Source organism: Sutterella seckii, assembly GCF_009183815.1.
Taxonomy (GTDB): domain Bacteria; phylum Pseudomonadota; class Gammaproteobacteria; order Burkholderiales; family Burkholderiaceae_F; genus Sutterella; species Sutterella seckii.
Genome location: NZ_WEHX01000032.1, coordinates 1 through 24,132 on the forward strand (window position 1 = coordinate 1; position 24,132 = coordinate 24,132).

Annotated in this window: 22 protein-coding genes and 1 pseudogene; 14 read left to right on the top strand and 9 right to left on the bottom strand. The window is 62.5% G+C overall.

The window, feature by feature from the left end:
• The 6 genes from accB to GBM95_RS06145 form a co-directional block, all read left to right on the top strand.
• A partial coding sequence (accB, locus tag GBM95_RS06120) for an acetyl-CoA carboxylase biotin carboxyl carrier protein (protein WP_152158285.1) occupies positions 1 to 293 on the top strand: 293 nt, incomplete at its 5' end.
• A gap of 21 nt (positions 294 to 314) precedes the next feature.
• Positions 315 to 1,676: an acetyl-CoA carboxylase biotin carboxylase subunit gene (gene accC / locus GBM95_RS06125; protein WP_152158286.1), complete on the top strand. Its 1,362-nt coding sequence runs from the start codon at positions 315 to 317 to the stop codon at positions 1,674 to 1,676.
• 181 nt (positions 1,677 to 1,857) lie between these two features.
• A complete protein-coding gene (locus tag GBM95_RS06130; protein ID WP_152158287.1) occupies positions 1,858 to 2,409 on the top strand; it encodes a flavodoxin in 552 nt (183 codons plus the stop codon).
• A gap of 131 nt (positions 2,410 to 2,540) precedes the next feature.
• The gene (prmA, locus tag GBM95_RS06135; protein WP_152158288.1) at positions 2,541 to 3,452 is read left to right on the top strand and encodes a 50S ribosomal protein L11 methyltransferase; all 912 of its coding nucleotides are present in this window, start codon (positions 2,541 to 2,543) and stop codon (positions 3,450 to 3,452) included.
• Between the two features lie 5 nt (positions 3,453 to 3,457).
• Complete coding sequence (locus GBM95_RS06140; protein ID WP_152158289.1) at positions 3,458 to 4,222, top strand: DUF3426 domain-containing protein; 765 nt, start codon at positions 3,458 to 3,460, stop codon at positions 4,220 to 4,222.
• Positions 4,219 to 5,166: a carbohydrate kinase family protein gene (locus GBM95_RS06145; RefSeq protein WP_152158290.1), complete on the top strand. Its 948-nt coding sequence runs from the start codon at positions 4,219 to 4,221 to the stop codon at positions 5,164 to 5,166. Before GBM95_RS06140 ends, GBM95_RS06145 begins: the two co-directional genes overlap by 4 nt.
• 129 nt (positions 5,167 to 5,295) lie before the next feature.
• On the opposite strand, the gene GBM95_RS06150 is transcribed toward GBM95_RS06145, so the two are convergent.
• The 4 genes from GBM95_RS06150 to GBM95_RS06165 form a co-directional block, all read right to left on the bottom strand.
• Entirely contained in the window at positions 5,296 to 5,847 is a 552-nt protein-coding gene (locus GBM95_RS06150; protein ID WP_152158291.1) for a YggT family protein, read from the bottom strand.
• A gap of 68 nt (positions 5,848 to 5,915) precedes the next feature.
• On the bottom strand, positions 5,916 to 6,536 hold the full coding sequence (ampD, locus tag GBM95_RS06155) for a 1,6-anhydro-N-acetylmuramyl-L-alanine amidase AmpD (RefSeq protein WP_374046826.1): 621 nt from the start codon (positions 6,534 to 6,536) through the stop codon (positions 5,916 to 5,918).
• A 3-nt stretch (positions 6,537 to 6,539) separates the two neighbouring features.
• Positions 6,540 to 6,818 carry a PP0621 family protein gene (locus tag GBM95_RS06160; protein WP_152158292.1) on the bottom strand — a complete coding sequence of 93 codons (279 nt, stop codon included), beginning with the start codon at positions 6,816 to 6,818 and terminating at the stop codon, positions 6,540 to 6,542.
• A 9-nt stretch (positions 6,819 to 6,827) separates the two neighbouring features.
• Positions 6,828 to 7,634 (bottom strand): cytochrome C assembly family protein, encoded by an 807-nt coding sequence (locus GBM95_RS06165; protein ID WP_152158293.1) that lies wholly within the window; start codon positions 7,632 to 7,634, stop codon positions 6,828 to 6,830.
• A 286-nt stretch (positions 7,635 to 7,920) separates the two neighbouring features.
• Between GBM95_RS06165 and ffh the strand changes: the two genes are divergently transcribed.
• The 3 genes and pseudogenes from ffh to ruvA all read left to right on the top strand — a co-directional run bounded on the left by ffh (position 7,921) and on the right by ruvA (position 10,483).
• Entirely contained in the window at positions 7,921 to 9,315 is a 1,395-nt protein-coding gene (gene ffh, locus GBM95_RS06170) for a signal recognition particle protein (RefSeq protein ID WP_152158294.1), read from the top strand.
• Positions 9,316 to 9,324: 9 nt separating this feature from the next.
• Positions 9,325 to 9,911, top strand: a pseudogene (gene ruvC / locus GBM95_RS06175) (crossover junction endodeoxyribonuclease RuvC).
• A complete protein-coding gene (ruvA, locus tag GBM95_RS06180; RefSeq protein ID WP_152158295.1) occupies positions 9,908 to 10,483 on the top strand; it encodes a Holliday junction branch migration protein RuvA in 576 nt (191 codons plus the stop codon). The pseudogene ruvC and the gene ruvA overlap by 4 nt, the downstream one beginning before the upstream one ends.
• Before the next feature lie 40 nt (positions 10,484 to 10,523).
• Here the strand turns inward: ruvA and GBM95_RS06185 are convergent, their stop codons facing one another.
• Positions 10,524 to 12,698 (bottom strand): M48 family metalloprotease, encoded by a 2,175-nt coding sequence (locus tag GBM95_RS06185; RefSeq protein WP_193222603.1) that lies wholly within the window; start codon positions 12,696 to 12,698, stop codon positions 10,524 to 10,526.
• Between the two features lie 346 nt (positions 12,699 to 13,044).
• Here GBM95_RS06185 and ruvB point away from each other — a divergent pair, with 346 nt between their 5' ends.
• A complete protein-coding gene (ruvB, locus tag GBM95_RS06190; protein ID WP_152158297.1) occupies positions 13,045 to 14,088 on the top strand; it encodes a Holliday junction branch migration DNA helicase RuvB in 1,044 nt (347 codons plus the stop codon).
• Here the strand turns inward: ruvB and GBM95_RS06195 are convergent.
• The 4 genes from GBM95_RS06195 to GBM95_RS06210 are packed head-to-tail and all read right to left on the bottom strand — an operon-like array spanning position 14,085 to position 20,658.
• Positions 14,085 to 15,938 carry a dipeptide ABC transporter ATP-binding protein gene (locus tag GBM95_RS06195; protein ID WP_226963185.1) on the bottom strand — a complete coding sequence of 618 codons (1,854 nt, stop codon included), beginning with the start codon at positions 15,936 to 15,938 and terminating at the stop codon, positions 14,085 to 14,087. The two genes, ruvB and GBM95_RS06195, sit on opposite strands and share 4 nt — an antisense overlap.
• Positions 15,935 to 17,386 (bottom strand): ABC transporter permease, encoded by a 1,452-nt coding sequence (locus GBM95_RS06200; protein ID WP_152158298.1) that lies wholly within the window; start codon positions 17,384 to 17,386, stop codon positions 15,935 to 15,937. Before GBM95_RS06200 ends, GBM95_RS06195 begins: the two co-directional genes overlap by 4 nt.
• A 26-nt stretch (positions 17,387 to 17,412) precedes the next feature.
• On the bottom strand, positions 17,413 to 18,390 hold the full coding sequence (locus GBM95_RS06205) for an ABC transporter permease (RefSeq protein ID WP_152158299.1): 978 nt from the start codon (positions 18,388 to 18,390) through the stop codon (positions 17,413 to 17,415).
• 6 nt (positions 18,391 to 18,396) lie between these two features.
• Positions 18,397 to 20,658, bottom strand: a complete 2,262-nt coding sequence (locus GBM95_RS06210; protein WP_226963186.1) for an ABC transporter substrate-binding protein — start codon at positions 20,656 to 20,658, stop codon at positions 18,397 to 18,399.
• Positions 20,659 to 20,819: 161 nt separating this feature from the next.
• On the opposite strand from GBM95_RS06210, the gene GBM95_RS06215 reads away from it, so the two are divergent.
• Genes GBM95_RS06215 through tolA form a run of 4 tightly spaced genes read left to right on the top strand, consistent with a single transcriptional unit; the run spans position 20,820 to position 23,703 of the window.
• Positions 20,820 to 21,260 (top strand): YbgC/FadM family acyl-CoA thioesterase, encoded by a 441-nt coding sequence (locus GBM95_RS06215; RefSeq protein WP_152158301.1) that lies wholly within the window; start codon positions 20,820 to 20,822, stop codon positions 21,258 to 21,260.
• 38 nt (positions 21,261 to 21,298) lie between these two features.
• The gene (tolQ, locus tag GBM95_RS06220; RefSeq protein WP_152158302.1) at positions 21,299 to 21,976 is read left to right on the top strand and encodes a protein TolQ; all 678 of its coding nucleotides are present in this window, start codon (positions 21,299 to 21,301) and stop codon (positions 21,974 to 21,976) included.
• Positions 21,977 to 21,982: 6 nt separating this feature from the next.
• Positions 21,983 to 22,414: an ExbD/TolR family protein gene (locus GBM95_RS06225; protein WP_152158303.1), complete on the top strand. Its 432-nt coding sequence runs from the start codon at positions 21,983 to 21,985 to the stop codon at positions 22,412 to 22,414.
• Between the two features lie 11 nt (positions 22,415 to 22,425).
• A complete protein-coding gene (gene tolA / locus GBM95_RS06230; RefSeq protein ID WP_152158304.1) occupies positions 22,426 to 23,703 on the top strand; it encodes a cell envelope integrity protein TolA in 1,278 nt (425 codons plus the stop codon).
• The last annotated feature ends 429 nt before the right edge of the window (positions 23,704 to 24,132 follow it).

Genomic DNA, 24,132 nt, shown 5'->3' on the forward strand with positions numbered 1-24,132 from the left:
CGGCCGCCGCTGCCCCCGCCGCCCAGCCCGCGCCTGCCGCTGCTCCCGCACCCTCGGCCGCGCTCTCCATCACGAGCCCGATGGTCGGCACCTTCTACCGTGCTCCCTCGCCCGGCGCCGCTCCCTTCATCGAAGTGGGCGACCATGTGAAGAAGGGCCAGGTGATCGGCATCATCGAAGCCATGAAGCTTTTGAATGAGGTTGAAGCCGATCAGGACGGCGTCGTCAAGGCCTTCGCCGCCGAGAACGGTCAGCCCGTCGAATTCGGTCAGCCCCTCGTGATTCTGGAATAAGGACGACGGGGAAAGACCCACATGTTCGGAAAAGTTCTCATCGCCAACCGCGGCGAAATCGCCCTGCGCATCCAGCGCGCCTGCCGCGAAATGGGCATCAAAACGGTTGCCGTGCACTCCACCGCAGACGCCGACGCCAAGTACGTGCGTCTCGCCGACGAGAGCGTCTGCATCGGACCGGCCTCTTCTTCGCTCTCCTACCTCAACATCCCGGCCATCATTTCGGCAGCTGAAGTCACCGACGCCGAAGCGATTCATCCCGGCTACGGGTTCCTTTCGGAAAACGCCGACTTTGCCGAGCAGGTTGAGCGCTCGGGCTTCGCCTTCATCGGTCCCCGCGCCGAAACCATCCGCCTCATGGGCGACAAGGTGAGCGCCAAGCAGGCCATGAAGGAAGCGGGCGTCCCCTGCGTTCCGGGCTCCGACGGCGCGCTCCCCGATGATCCCGAGGAGATCGTCAAGATCGCCCGCAGGATCGGCTACCCGATCATCATCAAGGCTTCGGGCGGCGGCGGCGGCCGCGGCATGCGCGTCGTGCGCACGGAGGCCGCGCTCCTCACGTCCGTCAGCATGACGCGCGAGGAAGCCCGCGTGGCTTTCGGGAACCCCACCGTCTACATGGAAAAGTTCCTCGAGAACCCGCGCCATATTGAGATTCAGGTTCTCTCGGACAACTTCCAGAATGCGGTCTACTTAGGCGAGCGCGACTGCTCGATGCAGCGCCGCAACCAGAAGGTGCTCGAGGAGGCTCCGGCCTGCGGCATTCCCCGCCGCGCGATCGAAAAGCTCGGCAGCCGCTGCGTTGAAGCCTGCCGCCGCATCGGCTACCGCGGTGCGGGCACGTTCGAGTTCCTCTACGAAAACGGCGAGTTCTACTTTATTGAGATGAATACGCGCGTGCAGGTCGAGCACCCCGTGTCGGAACTCATCTCGGGCGTCGACATCGTCTGCGAGCAGATCCGCATTGCTGCGGGCGAGCGCCTGCGCTTCAAGCAGCGCGACCTCGAATTCCGCGGTCACGCGATCGAATGCCGCATCAATGCCGAGGATCCCTTCACCTTCACGCCCTGCCCGGGAAAGATCACGGCCTGGCACCTTCCGGGCGGCCCCGGCATCCGCATCGACACCCATGTCTTTGCGGGCTACACGGTTCCTCCCTATTACGACAGCATGATCGGCAAGCTCATCGCCTACGGCGATACCCGCGAGCAGGCCATTGCCCGCATGCGGATCGCGCTCTCGGAATTCGCCTGCGAGGGCATTAAGACGAACGTGAAGCTTCATCGCCTGCTCCTTGCCGACGAACGCTTCGCGAGCGGCGGCACGAGCATTCACTACCTCGAGGAAAAGCTAAGAAAGCGCAAGGACGGCGGCGTCGCCTGATTGAAAGCACTTTCAAGCGCTTCACCCAAGCCGGCAGTAGTCTCTACTGCCGGCTTTTTCTTTTCGCGAATCGACATGATCAGGCAAGCGCCGGGGAGTTTCCGTCAATCAGGAGGCGCACGGCGCTTCTAGACTTTTTCCATCACATCAGAACACTTCTTCAGTCCGGAGGATATGAGTCATGATCACCCGCCGCAATCTCTGCTCCATCGCGCTTGCAGGTCTTTTCCCGCTTGCCGTCTCTGCCGCCGACAAGAAGCCCCGCATTGCCGTCGTCTACGTCTCCAGGACCGGGCACACCCGGAGCGTTGCTGAAGCCGTCCGCAGCATGACGGGTGCAGACCTCTTTCACATTGAAACGGTTGAGCCCTACCCGGATGAATACCGTGCGACGACCGAAGTCGTGAAGGAAGAAATTGAAAAGAACGTGAAGCGCCCGATCAAGCCTCTCGGCATCAACCTTGATCAGTACGACGTCGTGATTCTCGGGACGCCCACCTGGTGGCACCGCCCGGCGCAGCCCCTCAAGACCTGGATGGAGACCGTTGATCTCACGAAGAAGTTCGTCCTCACGATGAGCACCCACGGCGGCGGCGGACTCATGGAAGTGCGCTCGGAATTCGAGTCGCTCCTTCCCGGCGTGAAGCTCGGCACGCACTTTCTCTCCTACGGCGGCGTGAGCCGGACCGATCCAGATGTGCGCGACTGGCTCAGGGAAAACAAGCTCCTTTAAGGAACCACGAGTCTTCGGATCCTTCCTTCATTTAGAATCCTGCGGAAGCGGAAGCCGGCTTAACGGTTCCGCTTCTCTTTTTTTCGTTTCTTTTAGCCGGCACCAACAACCGGCCTACCGGAAGATCCGTCATGCGTGAATACCGAATCCTCGCCGACCAACGATCCGCTGAGGAAATTTCTGATCTGCTTCTTGATGCCGGCGCGCTTTCTGCCGCCCTCGAGGACGCCGATGCCGACAGCACCGACGAGCAGCCGCTTTACGGCGAGCCGGGTCTTGAGCCTCAGACGCAGGCCTGGCCGCGCTCGATCATCTCCGTTCTGACCGCCGACGGCTTCGACTTCAAGGGCGCGCTTGACGCCGCTGTCGCGCAGGCCGGCTGCGAAGCGCCGAAGCTTCTTGAAACGAGCGACGTTGAGGACCAGGACTGGGTGCGCATCACTCAGGCGCAGTTCCAGCCTTCCCACGTGTCGCCCCGGCTCTGGATCGTTCCTTCCTGGAGCGAGCCTCCCGCGACCGATGCCGTCATCATTCGTCTTGACCCGGGCGTCGCCTTCGGCACGGGTTCTCACCCGACGACCCGCCTCTGCCTCAACTGGCTCGACGAAAACTTAAAGCCCGCCGACAACGTCCTCGACTACGGCTGCGGCACGGGCATTCTTGCGATCGGCGCGAAGAAGCTGGGCGCGGGCCGCGTGACCGGCACCGACATCGATCCGCAGGCCGTTGAAGCCGCCCGCGACAATGCGGAAAGGAACGGCTGCGCAGCGGACTTCCATCTCCCTGAATCCATGCCGGAAGGCGAATTCAGCGTCGTCGTCGCCAACATTCTCGCCAATCCCCTGAAGCTCCTTGCGCCTGCGCTCTTGGGCCGCGTCGCCCCGGGCGGAAGCCTCGTCCTCTCGGGCATTCTTGCCCGCCAGGCCGACGAAGTGATCGCCGCCTACCGCGCCGCCGATCCCGGACTTCCGCTCAAGCTCTGGCGCGAGGAAAACGGCTGGGTGTGCCTCGCGGGCACCCGCAGCGCTCAGGCGGAGGCATAAGCATCATGGCCGAGGTCATCAAGTGTCCCGCCTGCGGCGCGCTCTGGCGCGTGAAGGATGCCGCTCCCGAATACCGGTGCGGCGCGTGCGGGCGGATCTTTGCCGCTGAGACCGCCGAGAGCGTCGTCGTTCCCGACAGGAAGCTCGACGAAGCCATGCTGGAAAAAGCGAAGCGCACCGTTCTCCCTGAAGACAACGTGCCGGATGTGCCGCTCCTCGCCGACGATACGCCGCCCGCGGCGGATCCCCGCGCAGCCGTCTACGTTCCGAAGCGCTCGCCCGTTCGCTCGTTCCTCCTTGCGGTCCTGGTGCTGATTCTTCTTGCCGTTGCATGCGCAAGCGCCTTTCTCATGATGCACGGCTTCGTGCTCGCGCAGGCCCCGTTCCTTAGGCCCGTCTACGAAAACGTCTGCACGAAGCTGCCCTGCCCGGGCTTCGTCTGGGCGGACGTAAAGGCATTCCGCGCAGAAGCCTCGCTCGAGGCGGACGCTCAGGCCGGGTTACTGAGACCCACCGCGCGCGTGACGCTCACGAACGCCTCCGCACTTCCGCAGCAGCTTCCGGTCCTTGAGATCAAGCTTCTCGATCCGGCGGGCGATACGCTCGCTTCCCGCGTGCTGGAGCCCGCTGAATACGGCTTCCCGCAGAAGCCTGCGGTGCTCCCGGCAGGCGAATCCGTCAGCACCGCCATCGCCTTTAAGGAAGCGCTCCCCCACGAAGCGGCCGGCATCACGGTTCGTCCGATTTCTGCGGATTCTCTGGGCCTATGAGCGTTCTCATCACCGGGTCCGTGGCTTACGACACGATCTTCGCCCATGAGGGTGAATTCGCGCGTCAGCTTTCGGGCAACCTGAGGAACCTCAACACCACGTTCCTCGCGAGCGGCATGCGGCGCGATTTCGGCGGCTGCGCCGCCAACATCGCTTTCGCCCTGAAGCGCCTCGGCGGAGATCCGGTGATCTGGGGCGCGCTCGGCATGGACGGAGAGGACTATCTCTCGCGCTTCCGGTCCTTCGGGATTTCAACGGAAGGGCTCAAATGCTTCCCCGACGTCTATACGGCTCAGTGCGTCATTTTTACGGACAGCCTCGGCTCTCAGCTGGCGGTCTTTCATCCGGGAGCCATGAACCGCTCCCGGGAAGTCCCCTGGCCCCGGCGCGACGGGAACGACCTTCGCCCGAAGCTCGCCATTCTGTCTCCCGGCGGGAAGACGACAACGCTCAACGCCGCGAACGAATGCGTTCGCCGCGGGATCCCCTATCTTTTTGATGTCGGACAGGAGCTGAGTCTTTTTTCTGCTGAGGAACTCGAGAGCCTTCTCTCCCGCTCCTTCGGAATCGCCTATTCCGACTTCGAGGCGGAAGGGTTTGAGGCAAAGACCGGTCTCACTTCCGAAGCCATCTGCCGGACGGGAAAGCTTGTCCTTCGCACGCACGGAAGCCGCGGAGCGAGCCTCTTCCTGCCGCAAGCGAGCACCGCCGTGCCCATTGAGCCCCTGCCTGTTGCTGCGCAGAATCCCGTCGGCGCGGGCGACGCCATGCGGGGAGGCTTCCTTTACGGGCTCGGGCGCGGCCTTGATCCGGTTGTGAGCGCCCGCATCGGCGCCATTGTCGCCGCACGGAAGGTCGCGTCGCCGAGCGCGCAGGACTATTCGCTGACGCTCGACGGCGTTCGCAAAGACTATGAAGGGATGTGGGGAGTCCCTAATTTCTGAAGCCGCACTTTTTCAAGGATGTCTCTGACTGCTCGCGTCCGGCTGCTTTATTCAGGCTTGCGGCACTTCAGCCTGCCGGCCGCTTCGCGACGTCTCTCATGAAAGAGTCCTCACGAAAACGACGGGGCTTCAAAGGAGAATGAAGCCGCGCGAGAGGGGCACGACGAGCATGAGGAGCGCGTTCGTGATGACGATGAGCACGAGGGGCGAGAAGTCGATGCCGCGGAACGTGGGAAGCACGCGCCGGATGGGCGCGAGGAAGGGGTTGAGGAGCATCTCGAGGGTATAGGTCATCGGATGGCCGCGGTTGACCCAGGAGAGCACCGCCCAGATGATCGCGCCCCAGGAAATCATCTCGAGCGCCCAGCGCAGAAGCATGGCGAAGGGAGCAATGAGAAGCCCCACGGGCGTGGCAGGAAGCTGCCCGAGCGTGCGGTGGAGAAGCACCGCAATGATGGCCGTGAAGAAGGCCGCGACGACGGAGGCCCAGTCAATGCCGCCCTTCGGCTTCAGCGCCTTCGAGAGGGGCGCGACCAGCCAGTCGGTGATTTTGCGGGTCAGCTCGCAAAGCGGGTGCCTCGGCGAAAGCGCCCAATAGTAGAGCCACGCTCTCAGGAGCAGCACTGCTCCGAAAAAGCCGAAAACAATACCGAGCACGTACTGAAGAACGGAACCAAGCATGGGCAACGCATCCGTTTGATGTTTGATGATTGAGGTGCGCCCATTATGCACTAAGCCCGAGGAACCACCTAACCCAGTCCGAGCTCCCGCATGCGCGCTTTGAGCATCTCCCGGTCGCAGTCCTCAGTCGCAATGGCGAGCGACATGCCGGCAGGGAGCGCGGCTCGAAGGCGCTCCCAGTCGAAGAAGGGGCCGGGATCCTTTTTGCGTCCGGGCGCAATGGTCTCGTGTCCCGTGGCATAGCGAAGCGGGAGAAGCTGCGAGAGCGCGAAGAGAAGCTGTTTCAGCGCCAAATACTGCGCATCTTCAAAGGGCTCCTCGCCGCAGCCCTCGAGCTCAATCCCGACCGAGAAGTCATTGACGGCATTTCGTCCGCGAAAGTTGGAGAGCCCCGCGTGCCAGGCGCGGTCGAAAATATTGACGTACTGAATCGTTTCGCCCGTGCGGCGGATGAAGAAGTGGGACGAAACGCGAAGGCCCCTGAGCGCTTCATAGTCGGGGCAGTCGGGCGTCATGCGCCCCGTAAAGAGCCGGTCCACCTCGTCGCCGCCGTACTCGCCGGCGGGAAGCGAAATAAAGTGAATGACGGCGACGGAAACCGGCGTATTTTCCGGACGGTCATCAAAAAACGGGCTCAAGCGGCGATGAACGCCCTCGAGCCAGCCGGAAGGTTTTTGCAGTTCCTGCACGCCTTAATCCCGCTTCGAGGCCTTGTCGCGGCAGCGCGCCGAGCAGTAGATGTGCGTGCCGCGGCGCACCGCCTCGCGGCGGGGAAAGTAGGTGCCGCATTCCTCGCACTTTTCCATGGGCTCGCCGATCACTGCCTGGGCATTTTTGCGGCCGCGCTCGTTGCGCCGGAGCTCCTCGAGCTCATCGCGCTCCTGAATGGAAAGCGACTGCCGGCGGCGGCTGATCGCCCAGGCGACGGCAATCACGATGAAGATGCCGAGAAAGAAAAGAATGCGGCTCATAGCGGTATATCAGAAGACTTCCAGAATGAAGCTGTAGCCGAAATAGGCAATGACGAAGACGACGAAGCCCGCCCAGAAGAGGCGAAGCGCCGTCTTAGCGCGCCAACCGGCCAGCCACCGTCCGAGAAGAAGAATGCCGAAGACGATCCAGGAGATCCACGTGAGGATCATCTTGTGGTCGAAATGGAAGAAGACGCCGTAGGTTTCCTTCGTCGTCCAGGCGCCGCTCACGAGCACGAAGGTAAGGAGCAGGAACCCGCAGGCAACAATCCGGAAGAAGATCCGCTCCATGACGACAAGGCCGGGGAGCGAGTCGATGAAGCCCGCACCCTCGCCCGGCTCCTTCAGGTGCCGGTTCTGCATGTACATCAGAACGGCGTGCACGAGCGCAATCGTCATGAAGCTGTAGGCGGCGAGCGCGGCGAGGAGATGGAAGCGGAAGAAGGGCGTCCAGTCCGCCGCGGGAAGCGCGTTCCCCGGGAAAAGCACCGGGAAGATGGCGCCGAAGGCGGCCGCGATCAGGACGATGCCGAACTGCCCGTGCAGGCGGTGCACCCAGGATTCAATGAGAAGAATGATCACCGCGAAGAAGAACATCACGGAGACGGCGTAGCCGAATCCGAAATGCACGGCTTCGGACTGAAACATTTCTCCCTGAATGGCGTATCCATGAAGAATGAGGCCGAGAAGCACCGGCCAGCGCAGAAGGCTCGACGCCTTCGCGTCCGCACCTTTCTTCATCGCGGTGACGATGCAGATGCCGCTCAGAAGGTAGAGAAGCGCGGCGAATCCGGTGGAAATGAGGAGAACTGACATTTGGAGCTTCGCAATAGAAAATTTTCCCGAGGAAGAGCAGCCCGGGCGCAAAGAACGCGGCGCTCTTCTAAAATAATGCGTTCGCTTCTGACCCGTTGAGCCTCTTTTCAATATTGGAAATTGAAGTTCCGGGTCAGTGTCTGTTCATTCTAAGGCTGCGCCTTACCAAGCGCTGAATTTGAATGCCTGATCCCGCCTTCAGAGAGGGCGGCATGCTCCGGGCATTCCCCCTGAAAGCGCTCTGCTCGAGACCGCCAGCCACAACGCGGCACCCGCCGACATCTCCATGCTCGATTCACTCAGCCAGCGTCTTTCCAAGATCGTCAAGACAATGCGCGGCCAGGCGCGCCTTACCGAAGCCAACACCAAGGACATGCTCCGCGAGGTGCGCTTGGCGCTCCTTGAAGCCGACGTTGCGCTTCCCGTCGTGAAAGAAGTGCTCGCGCGCATCAAGGAAAAGGCAATGGGCGAAGAGGTGGTCGGAAACCTCAACCCCGGCCAGGCCCTGGTCGGCGTCGTGCAGCGCGAACTCACCGCGATCATCGGGGGCGACCTCCCGCCCGAAGAGCGAGAGCTTAATTTCCGCGTGCAGCCCCCTGCCGTGATTCTCCTCGCGGGCCTTCAGGGTGCCGGCAAAACAACAACCGCCGGCAAGCTCGCCCGCTGGCTCGTGACCGACCAGAAAAAGAAGGTCCTCACCGTTTCCTGCGACGTCTACCGCCCTGCCGCTATTGATCAGCTGAAGGCCGTCACCGAACAGGCGGGCGCCGACTGGTTCCCGAGCACGGTGGGCGAAAAGCCTCTCGACATTGCTTCGCGCGCGGTTTCCGAAGCCCGCCGGCGCTTCTACGACGTGCTGATCGTCGATACGGCGGGCCGCCTCGCGATCGACGAAGCGATGATGCAGGAAGTCGCTGAGCTCAACACGTTCCTGAAGCCCGCTGAAACGCTCTTCGTGATCGACGCCATGCTCGGTCAGGATGCGGTCAATACGGCGCGCGCCTTCAATGAGCGCCTTCCGCTCACGGGCATCGTGCTGACGAAGGCCGACGGCGACAGCCGCGGCGGCGCGGCGCTCTCCGTGCGCTACGTCACGGGCAAACCCATTAAGTTCATCGGCACGGCCGAAAAGCTCACCGGGTTCGAGCCCTTCGACCCTGAAGCCATGGCCTCGCGCATCCTCGGCATGGGCGACATCGTCGGCCTCGTGAAGGACGTGACGAAGTCGATCAACATCGCCGAAGCGCAGAAGCTCGCGAAGAAGCTCTCCACGGGCGACCGGTTCGACCTCACGGACTTCCGCGCGCAGCTCGCGCAGATGGGCAACATTGGCAGCTTCTCCTCGATCCTTGAAAAGATGCCCGCGCAGTTCCAGCAGGCCGCGAGCAAGGTGAAGGACGAGGACGTGCAGAAGAGCCTGAAGCGCACGCTCGGCATCATCGACTCGATGACCCCGCAGGAAAGAAGAAAGCCCGAACTCATCAAGGCGAGCAGGAAGAAGCGCATCGCGATGGGCGCGGGCGTCCCGGTGCAGGAAGTCAACCGGCTCCTGAAGCAGTTCGAGCAGACTCAGGACATGATGAAGCGCATGAAGAAGGGCGGACTCTCTCGCATGATGCGCATGTTCGGGGGCTCGGGGCTTCCCGGCATGGGCGGAGGCTTTCCCGGCATGCCGAAATAATCCGCGATGATCCGCATTCTCGGCATCGATCCGGGCCTCAACCATACGGGATGGGGGATCGTTGACGCGGAAGGCTCTTCCTGCCGCCGCGTCGCCTCCGGCGTCATCGATGTCCCGAAGGGCGAGACTGCTGAACGCCTCGGCACCATTGCGCGCGAACTCACCCAAATCATCGCGCGCCATGCGCCGACCGAGGCGCCTGCGAGCGCGTCTTCGTCAACGTGAACCCGCAGAGCACGCTGCTCCTCGGTCAGGCAAGAGGCGCGGCGCTCTGCGCCGCCGACCTCGCGGACCTTCGCGTGGAGGAATTCACGCCGAGCGAAATCAAGCAGGCCGTTACCGGTTCGGGGCGCGCCGACAAGCTCATGGTGCAGGAGATGGTGATGCGGCTTCTAGCGCTCGCTGAAGCGCCGAGGCCCGACGAAGCCGATGCGCTTGCCTGCGCCATCTGCTCGGCGAGCATGCATCGCATGCGGGCGCTCGAAAAATCAGGCGGCACGAGCCGCATTTATGCCACGGCGCGCCGGGGCGCCTCCGGGCGCGGCGCACGCGCCGCCTGGACGAGCCTTCTCGCCAAGAAAGGAGAAAAGCCATGATCGGCCGCCTTCACGGAAAACTCATTGAAAAGAATCCCCCGCAGGTGCTGATTGATGTGGGCGGGGTCGGCTACGAAGTCGACGTCCCCATGTCGACCTTCTGCAACCTTCCCGATCTCGGAGGGGACGTGACGCTCTTCACGCACCTCGTGGTGCGCGAGGATGCGGAGCTTCTTTACGGCTTTGCCACGAAGGCCGAGCAGACGGCCTTCCGCACGCTCATCCGCGTTTCCGGGGTCGGCCCCCGCATTGCGCTCGCCGTGCTCTCCGGAATGACGGCCGATCAGCTTGCGAGCGCCATCGAATCGGGCGAAACGGGACTTCTCACGCGCGTTCCCGGAATCGGCAAGAAAACTGCGGAGCGCCTCATTCTTGAACTGAAGGGGAAGCTCTCGGGCGGAACGCTCTCTGTTCCGGCTGGCGCCCCGGGAAGCGCCCGTGCGGACATCGCCGCCGCTCTCATTGCGCTCGGCTATTCGGACCGGGAAGCGCAGGCAGCAGCAAAGCGCGTGCCCGAAGACACGGGCGTCTCCGAAGGCATCCGGCTTGCCCTCAAGTCGCTTTCGCGGTGACTGCCGCCGGGAGCCTTTCCCGGAGCCTTGAGGCAGAAGACTACGCATCCTCCTCAGAGCTCCCGAGCCCGGTCATGTCCGGGCCAGCGGCTCTGAGCTCGTAAACCCGATCCGCAATGAAGCCTCTTGCGGCCTGCCTCAGGGTTTCATGCAGTTGCACGATGTTTTGCGCGAATGAGGTGAGCGTTCGCGTTTCCACAGTTTCCTCGGCTTCATTCTCATCTTTGGCGACGAAACTATCGGCCGTCCGGCGCAGCTCCTGCAATCCTGCTGCATCTTCAACGTCTTCAAGCGCGTCCCAGTCGATATAAGGCAGCAGTGCCGTTACGTCGTCCATCAAGGCCGACGTTTCCTTCATGAAGACTTCCGCCTCCGCTTTCTTCGCGTCGAGAAGCTGCTCGTTCACACGGTCGAGCCAGGCCTGAAGGCGCTCCCCGCGATCCGCAAGCGTGTCTGCCGAGGAAAGGAAGCTCTGCGCATAGAAAATGTCGCAGTAGGACCGCGCAACCGCACCGCGGTCATGCGAATAAAGCCATTTGAAGACCGCTTCGTCAATCGTCCTCACGCGCGGCTCGAGCGATTGAAGCCGCTCCTCAGCCAGCGCCATCGGCTGAGAGAGCGCCTCATCGAGGTTCTTCGAATTCAAATCCTCGACCCGAATGGAGCCGTAGCGGAGCGCCTCCGCTTCGCGGCGGCTCAGCAGAATATCTCTGAGCGCGCCGGCGTCTTCAAGCGCAGCGGCATACTGCCGCACGTCCGCATCGTTGGCAGGGATGAAAGGATCCGGCTGCGGCGCCGCGAGCGCGTTTTCTATTGCCGTCGACAAATCAAACTCAACAAGATCCCGATCAACGTACGGTGCAAGCGAGACCGGCGGGATGTAACGCGAGAACTCCCCTTGAGCCCAGACGGCAAATTGCGATGTTCCCCGGGATTCCTTCGTCTTCCCGGCCCGCGTCGGATCAACGCCCGTCACCGCTGACAGGGCCTCCGCGCCCACGGCCATCGCCAGGGCGGCAGGAATGAGAGACATTGCCGGAGAATGCGATTCGGCTCCTTGAGCATCATCCTCAGACGCGTCGCCCGCCAGCCGGCGCAGCGCTTCGATTCGATCAGCAATCACCGGATGCGTATCCCAGACGTCTTCGAGCGAGAGCCGTGCGTCGCTTCCTTCAAAGCCCGCCGGAATCATGGCAAGCGGCTCCAAAGCAGAGAGCCTCACCCCGTCATTGCGCTCAAAGAGGTGTTCCAGCGACCGATAGGCGCCCCAGAAATCCGTCAGGAGTTCGCCTTTCTCTCGGTAGAACTGAGCGATCAGCCGGCTGCAGAGCGTTTGTCTGCGCGAGAGCACGGGGAGCTTTGCAAGCATGGAAATCGTGTTCGTGATGCCGGCTGTCCGCCCTGCGGCCGCGTCGGCATCAAACTCCATCTGACGGGAAAGCGAAAGATCTGCTTTTTTGAGCTTGATCCAGCGCTTGAGCACAAGGCCTCGGATGAATCGCAGGAGCCGCTTCGCAGCGCTCCCGAAAAGGCGCCAAAGTCTCGAATCCGCCTGCGCCCATGCGTCAATGCGCTCATCAAAGCGGCTTCGGCTCGAAAGGAGCGCGTCAATCATCTGATTCAGAATCCAGACGGCTGATCCGCACCGCATGGCCGACTGCGCGACATGCCCGAATTCGTGCGCGAGCACGGCCTTGAATTCGCTCCGGGACAAGTCCGCCATAAGGCCCATGCCGATGCTCAGATTCTTTTCGGCACCCTTGAAGAGGCCCCAGTAGGACGCGTCAAAGAACACGCAGGCGTCCGCGTCCGGCGTGATATAGACCGTCTTCGGCATGGACGCGCCGACCTCATGCACCGTTTCCTCGATCAGCCCGAACAACTCCGGAGCTTCCTGCTTCGTCACGATCCGGGCTCTCCCGGGGCTCGACTTCTCAATCCGAAAGAGCGGCTCAATCAGGATGCCGCCGACAAGGAGTGCAACGCCCCAGATGCCGGCAAGCATCACAAGGAGGAGCACCACCAGCTTGAGATGCTGGAGAAGAGCCGGGATGAGCGTTCCCAGCACCCACCACGTGAGGCCGCAGGCGGCAATCAAAACGATGAGGCCGCAGAAGATGAGAAGCGAATAAAACGCTATGAAGCCGAAAATGCGCCGCAGCGCGGCGTCCGCGCTCCTCTCGAGCGCTGGATTTCGAATAGACGCGGAGCTCATGAGAGCCTCCTCTTCAACCCACTCATCCATCGATTATCAGACGGCATCCGCCGGCCGTAAACCGGCAGTTATCCGGACTTGAACGGCGCGATGGAGATTGTCCCTGCGGTTGCTATACTGCGTGGCGAGGCGTCCGGCTGGTTTTTATGTGCAACCTTAATTACTCCGCGAACGCCTGTTTTCGTCTGTGCAACAATTACCAAAAAATGATTGGGATCCTTATTCGATCCTTTGAGGCCTCCTGAAAAAGAGAGGGCGCCTGCCGATCGGATCTGAGCCTCATCTCAGGGCTCTGAGATCGACTGACTGCATCCAGAATTTACCGACGATTTCCGCCTTTCCATCCATGTCCGACTCTGAAACCCGCATCATCGAAGGCGCCTGCGCAAGCCCCAACGAAGAGAACATCGACCGGGCGCTCCGTCCGACGAAGCTCGCCGACTACGTCGGCCAGCGCGCCGTGCGCGAGCAGCTTCAGATCTTCATCGAAGCCGCCCGCCGCCGCGGGGAGCCGCTCGATCATCTCCTTCTTTTCGGACCTCCCGGTCTCGGCAAAACGACGCTCGCCCACATCGTCGCCGCCGAAATGGGCGTGAATCTCAGGCAGACCTCGGGCCCCGTGCTCGAGCGACCGGGCGACCTTGCTGCGATCCTCACGAATCTTGAAAAGAACGACGTGCTCTTCATCGACGAGATTCATCGCCTCTCGCCCGTGGTGGAAGAAATCCTCTACCCGGCGCTTGAGGACTATCAGATCGACATCATGATCGGCGAAGGCCCCGCCGCGCGCTCGATCAAGCTCGACCTTCCGCCCTTCACCCTGATCGGCGCCACTACCCGCGCGGGCTCGCTCACCAACCCGCTTCGCGCGCGCTTCGGTATCGTCAACCAGCTTCAGTTCTACGATAAGGACGAACTCACCACGATCGTGCGGAGATCCGCAAAGCTTCTCAGCGTGGCGATTGAGCCAGAAGGGGCGGCCGAAATCGCCGGCCGAAGCCGCGGCACGCCCCGCGTCGCGAACAGACTTCTGCGGCGCGTGCGCGACTATGCGGAAGTGAAGCACGACGGCACGATCACGCGCGAGGTGGCTTCAGCCGCCCTGACGATGCTCGACGTCGACCCGGTGGGGCTCGACTTCATCGACAGGCGCTTCCTCCTCACAATTCTTGAAAAATTCGCTGGCGGCCCCGTCGGCATCGACAACCTTGCGGCCGCGATCGGCGAAGACCGCGAAACGCTCGAGGACGTGGTCGAACCCTACCTCATTCAGCAGGGGTTCCTGCAGCGGACGCCCCGCGGACGCGTGGCGACGCTCCTCGCCTGGCAGCACTTCGGACTTACGCCGCCGACGGCGCCCGGGAACGCCTCGCTATTCGCGCAGAGCTAAGGAACCCGGATCCTCGGCACGCTTGCGAGAAGCCTCTGCGTATAGGGGTCTCGGGGCGAATTCATCACCTGCACCGCCGGTCCTTCCTCCACGATCCGTCCGCCTGCCATCACGGCAATCCGGTGCGCGAGATATTCGACGACGCCGAAGTTGTGCGTGATGAGAAGGTAGGAAAGCCCGCGCTCCTTCTGAAGCCTCAGAAGGAGATTGAGAATCTGCGCCTGCACGGAGACGTCGAGCGCCGACGTGGGTTCGTCGAGCAGAATGATTTCGGGCTCGGCGGCAAGCGCCCGGGCGATCGCGATTCTCTGACGCTGCCCGCCCGAAAATTCATGCGGATAGCGCGTTCGGCTTCCGGCCGGGAGCCCCGTTTCGTCAAGAAGCCGCCCGATGCGGGCGCTTCTCTCTTCTCCATTGAGCTCCGGGCAAAGGGCGATGAGCGCTTCGCCGATGAGCTCCTCAACCGTCATGCGGGGATCGAGCGACGAGAAGGGATCCTGAAACACCACCTGGACAGCGCGCCGGAAGCGGAGCGGCCTCTGCGCTCCCGCGCGGAAGGATTCGCCCTTAAGGAGAACAGACCCTTCCGCGTGAAGGCCGCTCCCGAGGAGCCCGAGCGCCGCAAGCGCCGCCGTCGTCTTTCCGCTGCCCGATTCGCCGACGAGCGCGAGCGTGCGGGCGCGGGGAATTTCAAGGCTGAGGTCCGGAAGGATCACGCGGGGCTTCGCCTTCCGCAGAAGCTCCGCCGCTTTGTCCCGCAGGCTTTTGGGCTCTACCTTCACGGAGAGATGCCGGATTTCGAGAAGCGCTCCGTCCGCTTCCCTTTCAGAGCTTTCAGAAAGCGCTTCGCCGTCATTCCTCGACTTTGGGGCCGACAGCACTCCCGCGCGCCGGCAGCGCACGGTTCCCTGACCGTCTCCTCTCTCCTTTTCCCTAGGCGCCTCGCTTCTGCAGCGGCCCTCTGCATAGGGACAGCGGGGCGCAAAGGCGCAGCCCTCCGGCGTGCGCGTGAGAAGCGGCACCGTCCCTTCAATGGGGTGAAGCCGTTTTTCGCGGCTCTCCCCCCGGGGTAGCGCCTCAAGAAGCGCCCGGGCATAGGGGTGCTCCGGCGCACGGAAGAAATCCTCCGTGGGCGCGGTCTCAACGATTTCGCCCGCATACATGAGGGCCACCCGGTCGGCGATTCCCGGGAGGAGCGCGAGGTCGTGCGTGATCAGAAGGAGCGTGAGCCCGCGCTCGCGCTTCAGCCTCTTCAGTTCATCGAGGACCTGCGCCTGAAGCGTCACGTCGAGCGCCGTCGTGGGCTCGTCGGCGATCACGATGTCGGGTTCGGCCGAAAGCGCCATCGCAATCATCGCGCGCTGCTTCAGGCCCCCCGAGAGTTCATGCGGGAAGGCGTCGAAGCGCCGCTCGGGCTCGGGAACGCCTGCGCGCCGGAGCCACTCAACGGCAGTCGCCCGAGCTTCACCCGAAGTCATTTTCCGGTGCGCCCGGATCATTTCCACGATCTGCGCGCCAACGGTCATCACCGGATTGAAGCTCGTTGCGGGCTCCTGAAATATGAGCGCGATCCGCGCGCCCCGGAAGGCGCGCATTTCAGATTCCATCAGGGAGAGGAGCTCCGTCCCGTCAAAATCAATGCGCCCCGTCGGAGTCCGCGCATCTTCGGGGAGAAGCCGCATCAAAGCGGAGGCAACCATGCTTTTGCCGCAGCCGGATTCACCCACAAGCGCGAGCGTTTCGCCCCGCTTCAGATCAAAAGAGACATGCCTCACCGCATGGAGCGTTCCGCCTTCAAGCGGAAGGTCGACGGAGAGGTCCTTTACGGAGAGCAGCGGCTTTTCGCTCACGATTCCTCCTTCTCGTTCTTTTCTTCCTGAGGAGCGCTTTTCGCCGCGGCGCGCGGATCGAAGGCATCCCTTACGGCCGAAGCAAAGAGATTTGCCGGAAGCACCAGCGCAACAAGGAAGATGAAGCTTGCCGCGAGGTTCCACCAGACCATCGGGGAACGCGAGAGCTCGCTTCTCGCCGCATTGATCATGGTCCCGAAGGAGTGCATCGCCGGATCGACGCCGACCCCGACATAGGAAAGAACGGCTTCATAAAGCACGATCCCCGAAAAATCGAGCACCGTCACGATGAGCACGATGTGCATGACGTTGGGAAGGATGTGCCTGCGCATGATCGCAAAGGGGCTGACGCCGAGGGCCTTTGCGGCCGTCACGAAGTCAAGTGTCGACAATTTCATCGTCTCGGCCCGCAGAAGCCTCGCGAGCGTTGCCCACCCAGTCATGCCGATGATGACGGCAAGGAGCATGAGGCGCAGATCCGCGCGCTCAAGGCTTGTCTGGTACCACCCGTCGTTCTTGTCGAGGAAGACCTGCACCATGAGGACGGAGGCCGCAATGAGGAGCACGCTCGGAATCGAGGAGATGGTCGTGTAAATGTACTGAATCACGTCGTCTACGCGGCCCTTGAAGTACCCCGCGGCAATGCCGAGCGTCACGGCGAAGGGGAGCGTTGCGAGCGTTGCGAGCGTGCCGATCACGACGGCCGTGCGGATGCTCTTCACCGCCTCGTAGAGGACGTCGTTGCCGACGGCATCCGTCCCGAAAACGTGCCACCCCGGCCAGACGAGAAGGAGCCAGACGAAAAGAAGCCAGAAGACGGTGAGAGTGAGAAGCGCCGGCCGCAAAGGGAAGCTCCCGTCGCGGTTTCCGATGATTTTCATCGCCTCGGCAAAAGTCCTTCCCCGCCGGTGCGCAATGAAGAGCCCGATGAAGATCCAGCCGAGAATCGCAGTCACACCGCCAGCGATTGCAGCAATGAGGGTCCTTCTCGCGATCTCCACCAGTTTTGTCCGATGGGGAGGAAGCTTTCCGGCATGGATGAGCGGCTGGTAGTCGCGAACGGCCTTGCCGTCCCGGATGACGGTCGTGCGGTCGAATTCATGCGTTGCAAAGGGGCGCGAATAGCTTCGTTCGTCCCCTGCCGCGCCGAGCCTTTCGAGAATGAAGACGTCAAGAAGCGACTTCACTTCCGCCGAATAGGCCGCGGGCGCATCCTGAGCGGCGCCGGGAGCCGGAGGCAGGGCGTCCCTCCAGTGAATGCTGTCGGCGAGCGCCGTGAGAAGAAAAACCCCGAGAATGGCGGCGGAAGCGGCTGCCGCCGGCCGCGCGAAGACGCGCTTCCAGCGGCGCGAGAGGTCTTCGGAGCGCCTCACGAAATAAACGGCCCAGACGAGAAAGGCGACGAGGAGCCAGGCGACGATGTCCGTGGGAAGAATGACGGGGAGCATGATTCGGTTGCTTCGGGAAGTCTCGGTCAGGAAAGTCGGATGCGCGGATCAACCCACGCGTAGACAAGGTCCGTAAGAATAAGGCCGACAATGTAGGCAAGGGTCCCCAGGAACACCATCGTGCGGACAATCGAAAAGTCCTGCGCGCCGAGGGCGTCGAGCGTATAGCTCCCGAGCCCGGGGATGCCGAAGAAATTCTCCATGATGAGGCTTCCCATGAAGAGCATCGGGATCACGGCAACGGACGAGGTGATGATGGGAAGAAGGGCATTCCTGAGCACGTGGCGCCTTAAGACCTCGCCCTCAGTCAGCCCCTTCGAGCGCGCCGTGCGGACGTAGTCGCGCCCCATTTCCTCGAGGAACATGGCGCGGTAGAGAAGCGTATCGCTCCCGAGGCGCGAGAAAAGCGCGATCAGCACCGGAAGCACGAGAAAGGCGATCATCCCCGGCCCGTCCGTCCATCCAGAGACGGGCGCAATCTGCATGACCTTGGAAAAGAGCCACTGCCCGACGATGATGTAGAAGAGCCCGGAAATGGACATGAGGAATACCGAGAGACCGATCGCCGCCGCCTCCACCTTCGTTCGCCGGAAGAAGACCACAAGAAGCGACCAGGAGACCATCACGATGAGCCCGAGGACGAAGGTCGGAAGCGCGAGCGCAAGAGAGGGCCACATGCGGGTGGAGATCTCGTACCCGATGTCGCGGCCGCTGTCGCTTCTGCCGAAGTCGAGCACGAGGAGCGGGACGCTCTTTTCAAAGAAGATCGTGTCGGTGAGCTTCTCCGCGCCTTCTTTTTCGCCGTTGAAGAAAAGGGGCTTGTCGAGCCCGCGCGCCGCCTTCCACGATTCGATCGCATCCGCCGTCACGCGCCGGCCGCCCAGATTGAGGCGCGCCATGTCGTCGGGCGTATTGACGGCAAAAAAGAGCACGAAGGTGAGGAGATTGACGCCGAAAAGAATGAGCACGCCGTAGGCGATGCGCCTCATGAGATAGGTGAGCATGTCTCTTTATTTCCTTTCAAGCGGCCGCATTCTCAGGCTTTCGCGCCGCACGATGAGTCCCGCCGCGCCCCTCAGGAGCATCAGGAGAGAGAAGACGAGGAGCCCGAACGGCCAGAGAACGGGCTTATTCCATTCGATCAGACGCTCAACGCGGGTCTTTTCATCGACCTTGAGATACTGAAGGCTGTTCTGCACCATGCCGGATGGCTTCGCATTCCCCACCCACGCGTGGTAGGCCGCAGCCCCGGGCGGGAAGTAGCCGAAAAGGATCGGCGCATCCTTCTGCAGAATCCGGATCATGCGGTCGATGAGCTCGGCCCGCCGGGGACCGTCCTCAAGGAAGCGCATCTCGCGGAACGCCGCATCAAATGCTTCGCTCTCATAGTTCGCGGCATTCTCGCCTTCGTTCTTCACCTTCCCATTGGGACCATAGAAGAGAAAGAGGAAGTTTTCCGCATCCGGATAGTCCGCATTCCACCCCCAGAAGAAGATCTGGGCCGCGCCCTTCATCATCTTTTCCTGGAAGCGGTTGTAGTCGGTCGCCCGGATTTCAAGCTGAATGCCGAGCTTTTTGAACTGCCGCTGATACCACTCGAGATAGGCGCTGCCGCCCTGAGCGGCATTCTGATAGTCGAAATAGAGAACAAGGGGCGCGCCCGTCTGGGCGTCCCGCCCGTCCGGGTAGCCCGCGAGCGCGAGAAGGCGCTTTGCCTCCTCAATCGGCTTTCTCACGGCTCTTCCGGAAGCGTCCTTCTCATACACCTCGGGATTAAAGGCCGAGGGGCCGTCGTCGCGCCAGCCGAAGAGCCCCGGAGGAATCGGCCCGTGCGCGGGCATCCCCTGGTTCTTCTGGAAGATCGCAATGTTTTCCTCCCAGTCGACCGCAATCGCGATCGCCTGACGGAGGTACCGGTGGCGCTCCGCCTCTTCAGGGGTCCTCCCGCCCCCGACCACCGGATCGAGCCAGTTGAAGCCCAGGTACCAGAGTCCCGTCTGAACGGTTTTCGGGAATTTGAGTTCGCGCTCGCGATAAAGGCTCGCCTTTCCGGGATCGTCCTCCATGGCAACGAGGTAGCCTAGCCCCGTATCAACGAGCTCGATGAAGGGGCTGTCGTAGTAGCCCGCGAGGAACTTCGACTGAAGCGGCATCGCTTCCTTCTCGATTTCAAACACCACGCGGTCGACGAAGGGGAGCGGTTTGCCGCAGTCGGCAAGAAGCCCGGCCTTCCTGTCGCCGGCTTCGCCCTCGCAGGGATAGGTCCCGTGCGCATAGAGGGGATTGCGCTCAAGCTCGTGGCGGCGGTTTTCAAGGAAGGTCTTCATCCGGAAGGCGCCCGTGCCGACGGGCCAGGTGTCGAGCGACACGTTGTTGGCCCGGAGTCCGGGCTGGGCGTAAAACTTTTCCGCTTCCTGAGGCACGGGCGCGAAGAACGTCATCGCGAGCCAGTAGGAGAACTGCGGGTCCTTGCCCTTCACGCGGATCCGGAAGCGGTAGCGGTCAACCACCTCAACGCCCGCAAACGGAATGCTCATGAGGTCGAGCCAGGCGTCGGAGGGAGCGCCCGCATCGCGCATGGCCTTCCATTTCTGACGGAGCGCCTCGCGAAATTCCTGAAATCCGACAATCCGCGCGCTCATCGTGCCGAAAATGGGGCTTGCCACCTGCGGACTCGCGATGCGGCGGATGCCGTTCACGTAGTCGGCGGCAACAAGCTCGCGCGTATCCGCCTTCGGAAGGTCAAAAGGACTTCTCACGCGCGAGGCTTCCTCGGCCGACAAGGCGTGATAGAGATATTTCCCGTCGGGTCCCTTCGCAAAGGCCGGATGCGGCGCATAGCGGATTCCGGGGCGGATGCGGATTTCGTAGCGCGACTCCGCAATCAGGGCGGGATCGGCGTCGGGCGGGAGCTCCTTCCCGTCGCGGTCGAAATAAAGCGGCGCCGCAACGGCTTCGGCCGTCCGGGGTTCGAGCACGTACGGGCGCTTGAGATACGCATACTGGTAGAGCGGCTCATAGACCGCATACGTATAAGCGGTCTCGTCCGACGAATAGGATTTCTGCGGATCGAGCGTTCTCGGGCTTCTCGAGCCGAAAGCCGTAAAGAGCGTTTTCTCTCCATAGTCGGCAAGCGGCCGGGGACTCGTCGGAGCCTCCGGGAGCAGAAAGCCGAGAAGAAGGGCCGAGAGCACTGCAGCGGCGGCGCAAAGCACCGCGGAGAGTGCCGGACTCACGTCCGCCGCCCGCTCAATCCATCCTCGACGCCTCACGCCTCTCTCCATGATGCCTCTCTTCTATTGCAAAACGTTGCCGCCGGGCCCTTTCGGGGCTCGTCCGCAGCGGTCAAACCCCTATACTACGGGATGCTTTGCGCCCCCAATGAGCGCGGCACCTACTTCAAGATTCGCTCTTTCAGCTTTTTCTTGGCACTATGTCTCAGTTTACAGCCCGATTTCCCGTTCATATTTACTGGGAAGATACGGATGCGGGCGGCATCGTCTACCACAGCAACTACCTGAAATACATGGAGCGCGCGCGCTCAGACCTGATGCGCCGGCTTGCCGTCTCGCAGGCGGGCGAGCTCACGAACCCCGACGGGCAGCTCTTTGTGGCGGCGAGCGTCTCGATCCGCTACCGCAGAGCCGCGCGCCTTGACGACGACCTTACGGTCGTCACCCGCGTGAAGCAGCTGAGGCGCGCCTCCATCGTCTTCGAGCAGAACGTCGTCAACGCGAAGGGCGAGCTCGTGACCGAGGGCGAAGTGCGCGTCGGGTGCGTAAACCGCTCGACGCTCGCGCCCTCCGCCATGAAGGATGAGCTCTACGAGCGCATCTGCCGGCTTCTCGATGAAGCCGAAGCCCCTGCGAACTGATTTCCCTTTTCTCTTTTAAACATTCATTTTTTCCTCAGATGAACGCTACCGCCGATCTTTCGATCCTCACGCTCATTGCCAATGCGAGCATTGTGGTGAAGATCGTTCTCGCCATCCTGATCGTGCTCTCGCTTGCGAGCTGGACCGTGATCTTCCGCAAATTCTTTGCGATTACCCGCGCCACGCGCCAGACGGACGACTTCGAGTCGCGCTTCTGGTCCGGCACCGAGCTCACGAAGCTCCTCGAGACCGCCAACCGTTCGCGCGATGCCGCCGGGATGGAGGAGCGCATCTTCGCCGCCGGCATGAATGAATTCATGAAGCAGCGCCAGTCGCCGGCCTCGGGCGGCGACGTCGTCAACCGCGTTTCGCGCGCGATGCGCGCCGTTTTCACGCGTGAAATGGACCACCTCGAAGGGGGGCTTCCGCTTCTCGCCTCGATCGGCTCGACCTCTCCCTACATCGGCCTCTTCGGCACGGTCTGGGGCATCATGAACGCCTTCACCGGGCTCTCGAGCCTCGAGAACGCGAGCCTCGCCGTCGTGGCTCCGGGCATTGCCGAAGCGCTCGTCGCCACGGCAATCGGCCTCTTTGCCGCCATTCCCGCGGTTGCCGCCTACAACTACTTCAACAACCGCACGGGCCGTCTTTCCAACCGCGTCGAGGGCTTCAGCGAGGAGTTCCTCAACATCCTCGAACGCCAGTCGCGGAGCTAACCTGCCATGCCGCTTCGCTCCAGCAACCGCCGCCGCGGCCTGATGGCCGAAATCAACGTCGTGCCCTACATCGACGTGATGCTCGTGCTCGTCGTCATCCTGATGGTGGCCGCACCTTTCGTGAATCCGAGCGTGGTGAATCTCCCCTCGGTCAACAAGGCTTCGAATGCGCCGGAAAAGGTGGTCGAGGTCATCGTCTATCCGGACGGCCGGATGTCGCTTCGCTCCGGAAAGGACATGAAGCCTACGGACATGCCGGGGCTCGTCGCCGCCGTGCGGGAAGCCCAGGCGGGTGACCCCAAGACCCCCGTCGTCATTGCGGCCGACAAGAACGTCCGCTATGAGGAAGTCGTCAACGTCATGAAGTCGCTTCAGGCTGCCAACGTCGAGCGCGTCGGACTCTCCCTCAAGGTGGAGCGTTCCGCCGCCGCGCGATAGGAGCGCGCCCCATGATCAAGCTCACCGAAGAAGAGATCACCCGCGAGCGCTTCCGCCGGGAAGACCGGAAGGACAGCCTCCCTGCCGCCATCCTTTCCGTGGCGGTTCATGGCGCCTTGTTCGCAGGACTCTTCACCGTGTTCCAGTGGAATACGGCCCCGGAGACGGTTTATGCCGAACTCTGGGCGCCCGAGGATGTTTCGGGCGGCACCGACCCGTCGGGCGTCGCGGAGAAGGTCCCCGAGGAAACGGGCCGCGACGAGGCGGACGCCCCGGAAAAGAAGGCGGCGGAACCCGAGCCCGAACCGGAGCCCCGGCCTGAGCCCAAGCCGGAACCTGAACCTGCTGCGCCGCCGGAACCTGCCGGGCCGACGCCAGAAGAGCTCGCCGCAGAGCAAGCCCGCGAAGCCGCTCGTCTTGAAGAGGAGCAGATTGCGCGCCAGGCCCGCGAGGAAATGGAAGCCCGCAGGGCCGAAGAGGAGCGCATTGCTCAGGAGCGCGCCCGCGCCGAGGAAATCGAGCGCATGCGTCAGGAAGCGATTGAAGCCGAACGCCGCCGCGCTCAGGAAGAGGAAAAGCGCCTCGAGGAAGAGCGTCTTGCCCAGGAGCGGCTCGCTGAAGCCGCGAGGAAGGCCGAGGAAGCGAAGAAGGCTGAGGAGGCTCGCCGCGCCGAAGAGGCCCGCATCGCTGAGGAGCAGCGAAAGGCTGAGGAAGCCCGCATCGCCGAGGAAAAACGCCAGGCCGCTGAGGCCGAAGCCCGCCGCATTGCCGAAGAGCTTCGGGTCGCCGAGGAAAAGCGTCAGGCCGAGGAAGCCGCAAGGAAGGCTGCTGCCGAAAAGAAGGCCCGCGAGGAAGCCGAGGAGCGCCGCCGCGTTGCGCAGCGCTTCCGCGAGCAGGAGCTCGCCCGCCTTTCGGCCAAGGTGGATCCGAACGCTCAGCGCTCAGGCACCACAACCGGCGACCGCAGGAATTTCCGGCGGTCCCTCACGGGATCGGCGCTTGCCACCTGGTCCAACCAGGTGCGCAGCTGCATCCGTCCCAACATTACGATCGACGTGCCCGCAACCACGCGGCCCGGTCAGTATCGTGCGGTCTACAGCCTCCAGCTTCTCCCGACGGGCGAACAGGTGGGAACGCCGAAGCTTGTGACCCCCTCGGGGTGGCCTGCTTACGATGCCGCCGTTGCCCGCGCGATCCGCCGCTGCAATCCGCTGCCGCGCCCAGGCGCGGGCGAGGACATGCCGCGCGAGATTTCGCTCAGCTTCGATCCGGTTGAGGACAAGCAGTAAGCACACCCCAGGCGCCTTTTCGCTGAAAGGCGCCCTGCAGAATCGGGTAGGAGGCATGGGATTAGTTCCCATGCCGTCCTCCCACACCACCGTACGTACGGTTCCGTATACGGCGGTTCCTAGTATCAAGGCTTAACGGCCTAACATGCACTCCATTCCACTGGGGCCCCTGCTAGTCCAATCCAAGTCCATCCCTGCTTCTCAAGGAAGGCGTCGCCAAGGGCTAGGTGTAGTATGGGACTGCAAGCGACTCGCCAGTATTTCTTACTGGTGTTTGCCCATTCCCATGCTTTCTGCTTGTCGATACCTCGTTTCTTGAGAGTCTCGTATTTCGTACGGATCTTCTTCCATCGCTTCCAGTAGATCATCCGGATCCTTCTCCGGATCCATTGGTCGATCTCCCTTGCCCAACCTTTGAACTGCGCCAGC

What these genes read in the sequence shown, in the direction of transcription:
- accC (WP_152158286.1), top strand. Translation starts at nt 315, where the DNA reads ATGTTCGGAAAAGTTCTCATCGCCAACCGCGGCGAAATCGCCCTGCGC.
- GBM95_RS06130 (WP_152158287.1), top strand. Translation starts at nt 1,858, where the DNA reads ATGATCACCCGCCGCAATCTCTGCTCCATCGCGCTTGCAGGTCTTTTC.
- prmA (WP_152158288.1), top strand. Translation starts at nt 2,541, where the DNA reads ATGCGTGAATACCGAATCCTCGCCGACCAACGATCCGCTGAGGAAATT.
- GBM95_RS06140 (WP_152158289.1), top strand. Translation starts at nt 3,458, where the DNA reads ATGGCCGAGGTCATCAAGTGTCCCGCCTGCGGCGCGCTCTGGCGCGTG.
- GBM95_RS06145 (WP_152158290.1), top strand. Translation starts at nt 4,219, where the DNA reads ATGAGCGTTCTCATCACCGGGTCCGTGGCTTACGACACGATCTTCGCC.
- GBM95_RS06150 (WP_152158291.1), bottom strand. Translation starts at nt 5,847, where the DNA reads ATGCTTGGTTCCGTTCTTCAGTACGTGCTCGGTATTGTTTTCGGCTTT.
- GBM95_RS06160 (WP_152158292.1), bottom strand. Translation starts at nt 6,818, where the DNA reads ATGAGCCGCATTCTTTTCTTTCTCGGCATCTTCATCGTGATTGCCGTC.
- GBM95_RS06165 (WP_152158293.1), bottom strand. Translation starts at nt 7,634, where the DNA reads ATGTCAGTTCTCCTCATTTCCACCGGATTCGCCGCGCTTCTCTACCTT.
- ffh (WP_152158294.1), top strand. Translation starts at nt 7,921, where the DNA reads ATGCTCGATTCACTCAGCCAGCGTCTTTCCAAGATCGTCAAGACAATG.
- ruvA (WP_152158295.1), top strand. Translation starts at nt 9,908, where the DNA reads ATGATCGGCCGCCTTCACGGAAAACTCATTGAAAAGAATCCCCCGCAG.
- GBM95_RS06185 (WP_193222603.1), bottom strand. Translation starts at nt 12,698, where the DNA reads ATGAGCTCCGCGTCTATTCGAAATCCAGCGCTCGAGAGGAGCGCGGAC.
- ruvB (WP_152158297.1), top strand. Translation starts at nt 13,045, where the DNA reads ATGTCCGACTCTGAAACCCGCATCATCGAAGGCGCCTGCGCAAGCCCC.
- GBM95_RS06200 (WP_152158298.1), bottom strand. Translation starts at nt 17,386, where the DNA reads ATGCTCCCCGTCATTCTTCCCACGGACATCGTCGCCTGGCTCCTCGTC.
- GBM95_RS06205 (WP_152158299.1), bottom strand. Translation starts at nt 18,390, where the DNA reads ATGCTCACCTATCTCATGAGGCGCATCGCCTACGGCGTGCTCATTCTT.
- GBM95_RS06215 (WP_152158301.1), top strand. Translation starts at nt 20,820, where the DNA reads ATGTCTCAGTTTACAGCCCGATTTCCCGTTCATATTTACTGGGAAGAT.
- tolQ (WP_152158302.1), top strand. Translation starts at nt 21,299, where the DNA reads ATGAACGCTACCGCCGATCTTTCGATCCTCACGCTCATTGCCAATGCG.
- GBM95_RS06225 (WP_152158303.1), top strand. Translation starts at nt 21,983, where the DNA reads ATGCCGCTTCGCTCCAGCAACCGCCGCCGCGGCCTGATGGCCGAAATC.
- tolA (WP_152158304.1), top strand. Translation starts at nt 22,426, where the DNA reads ATGATCAAGCTCACCGAAGAAGAGATCACCCGCGAGCGCTTCCGCCGG.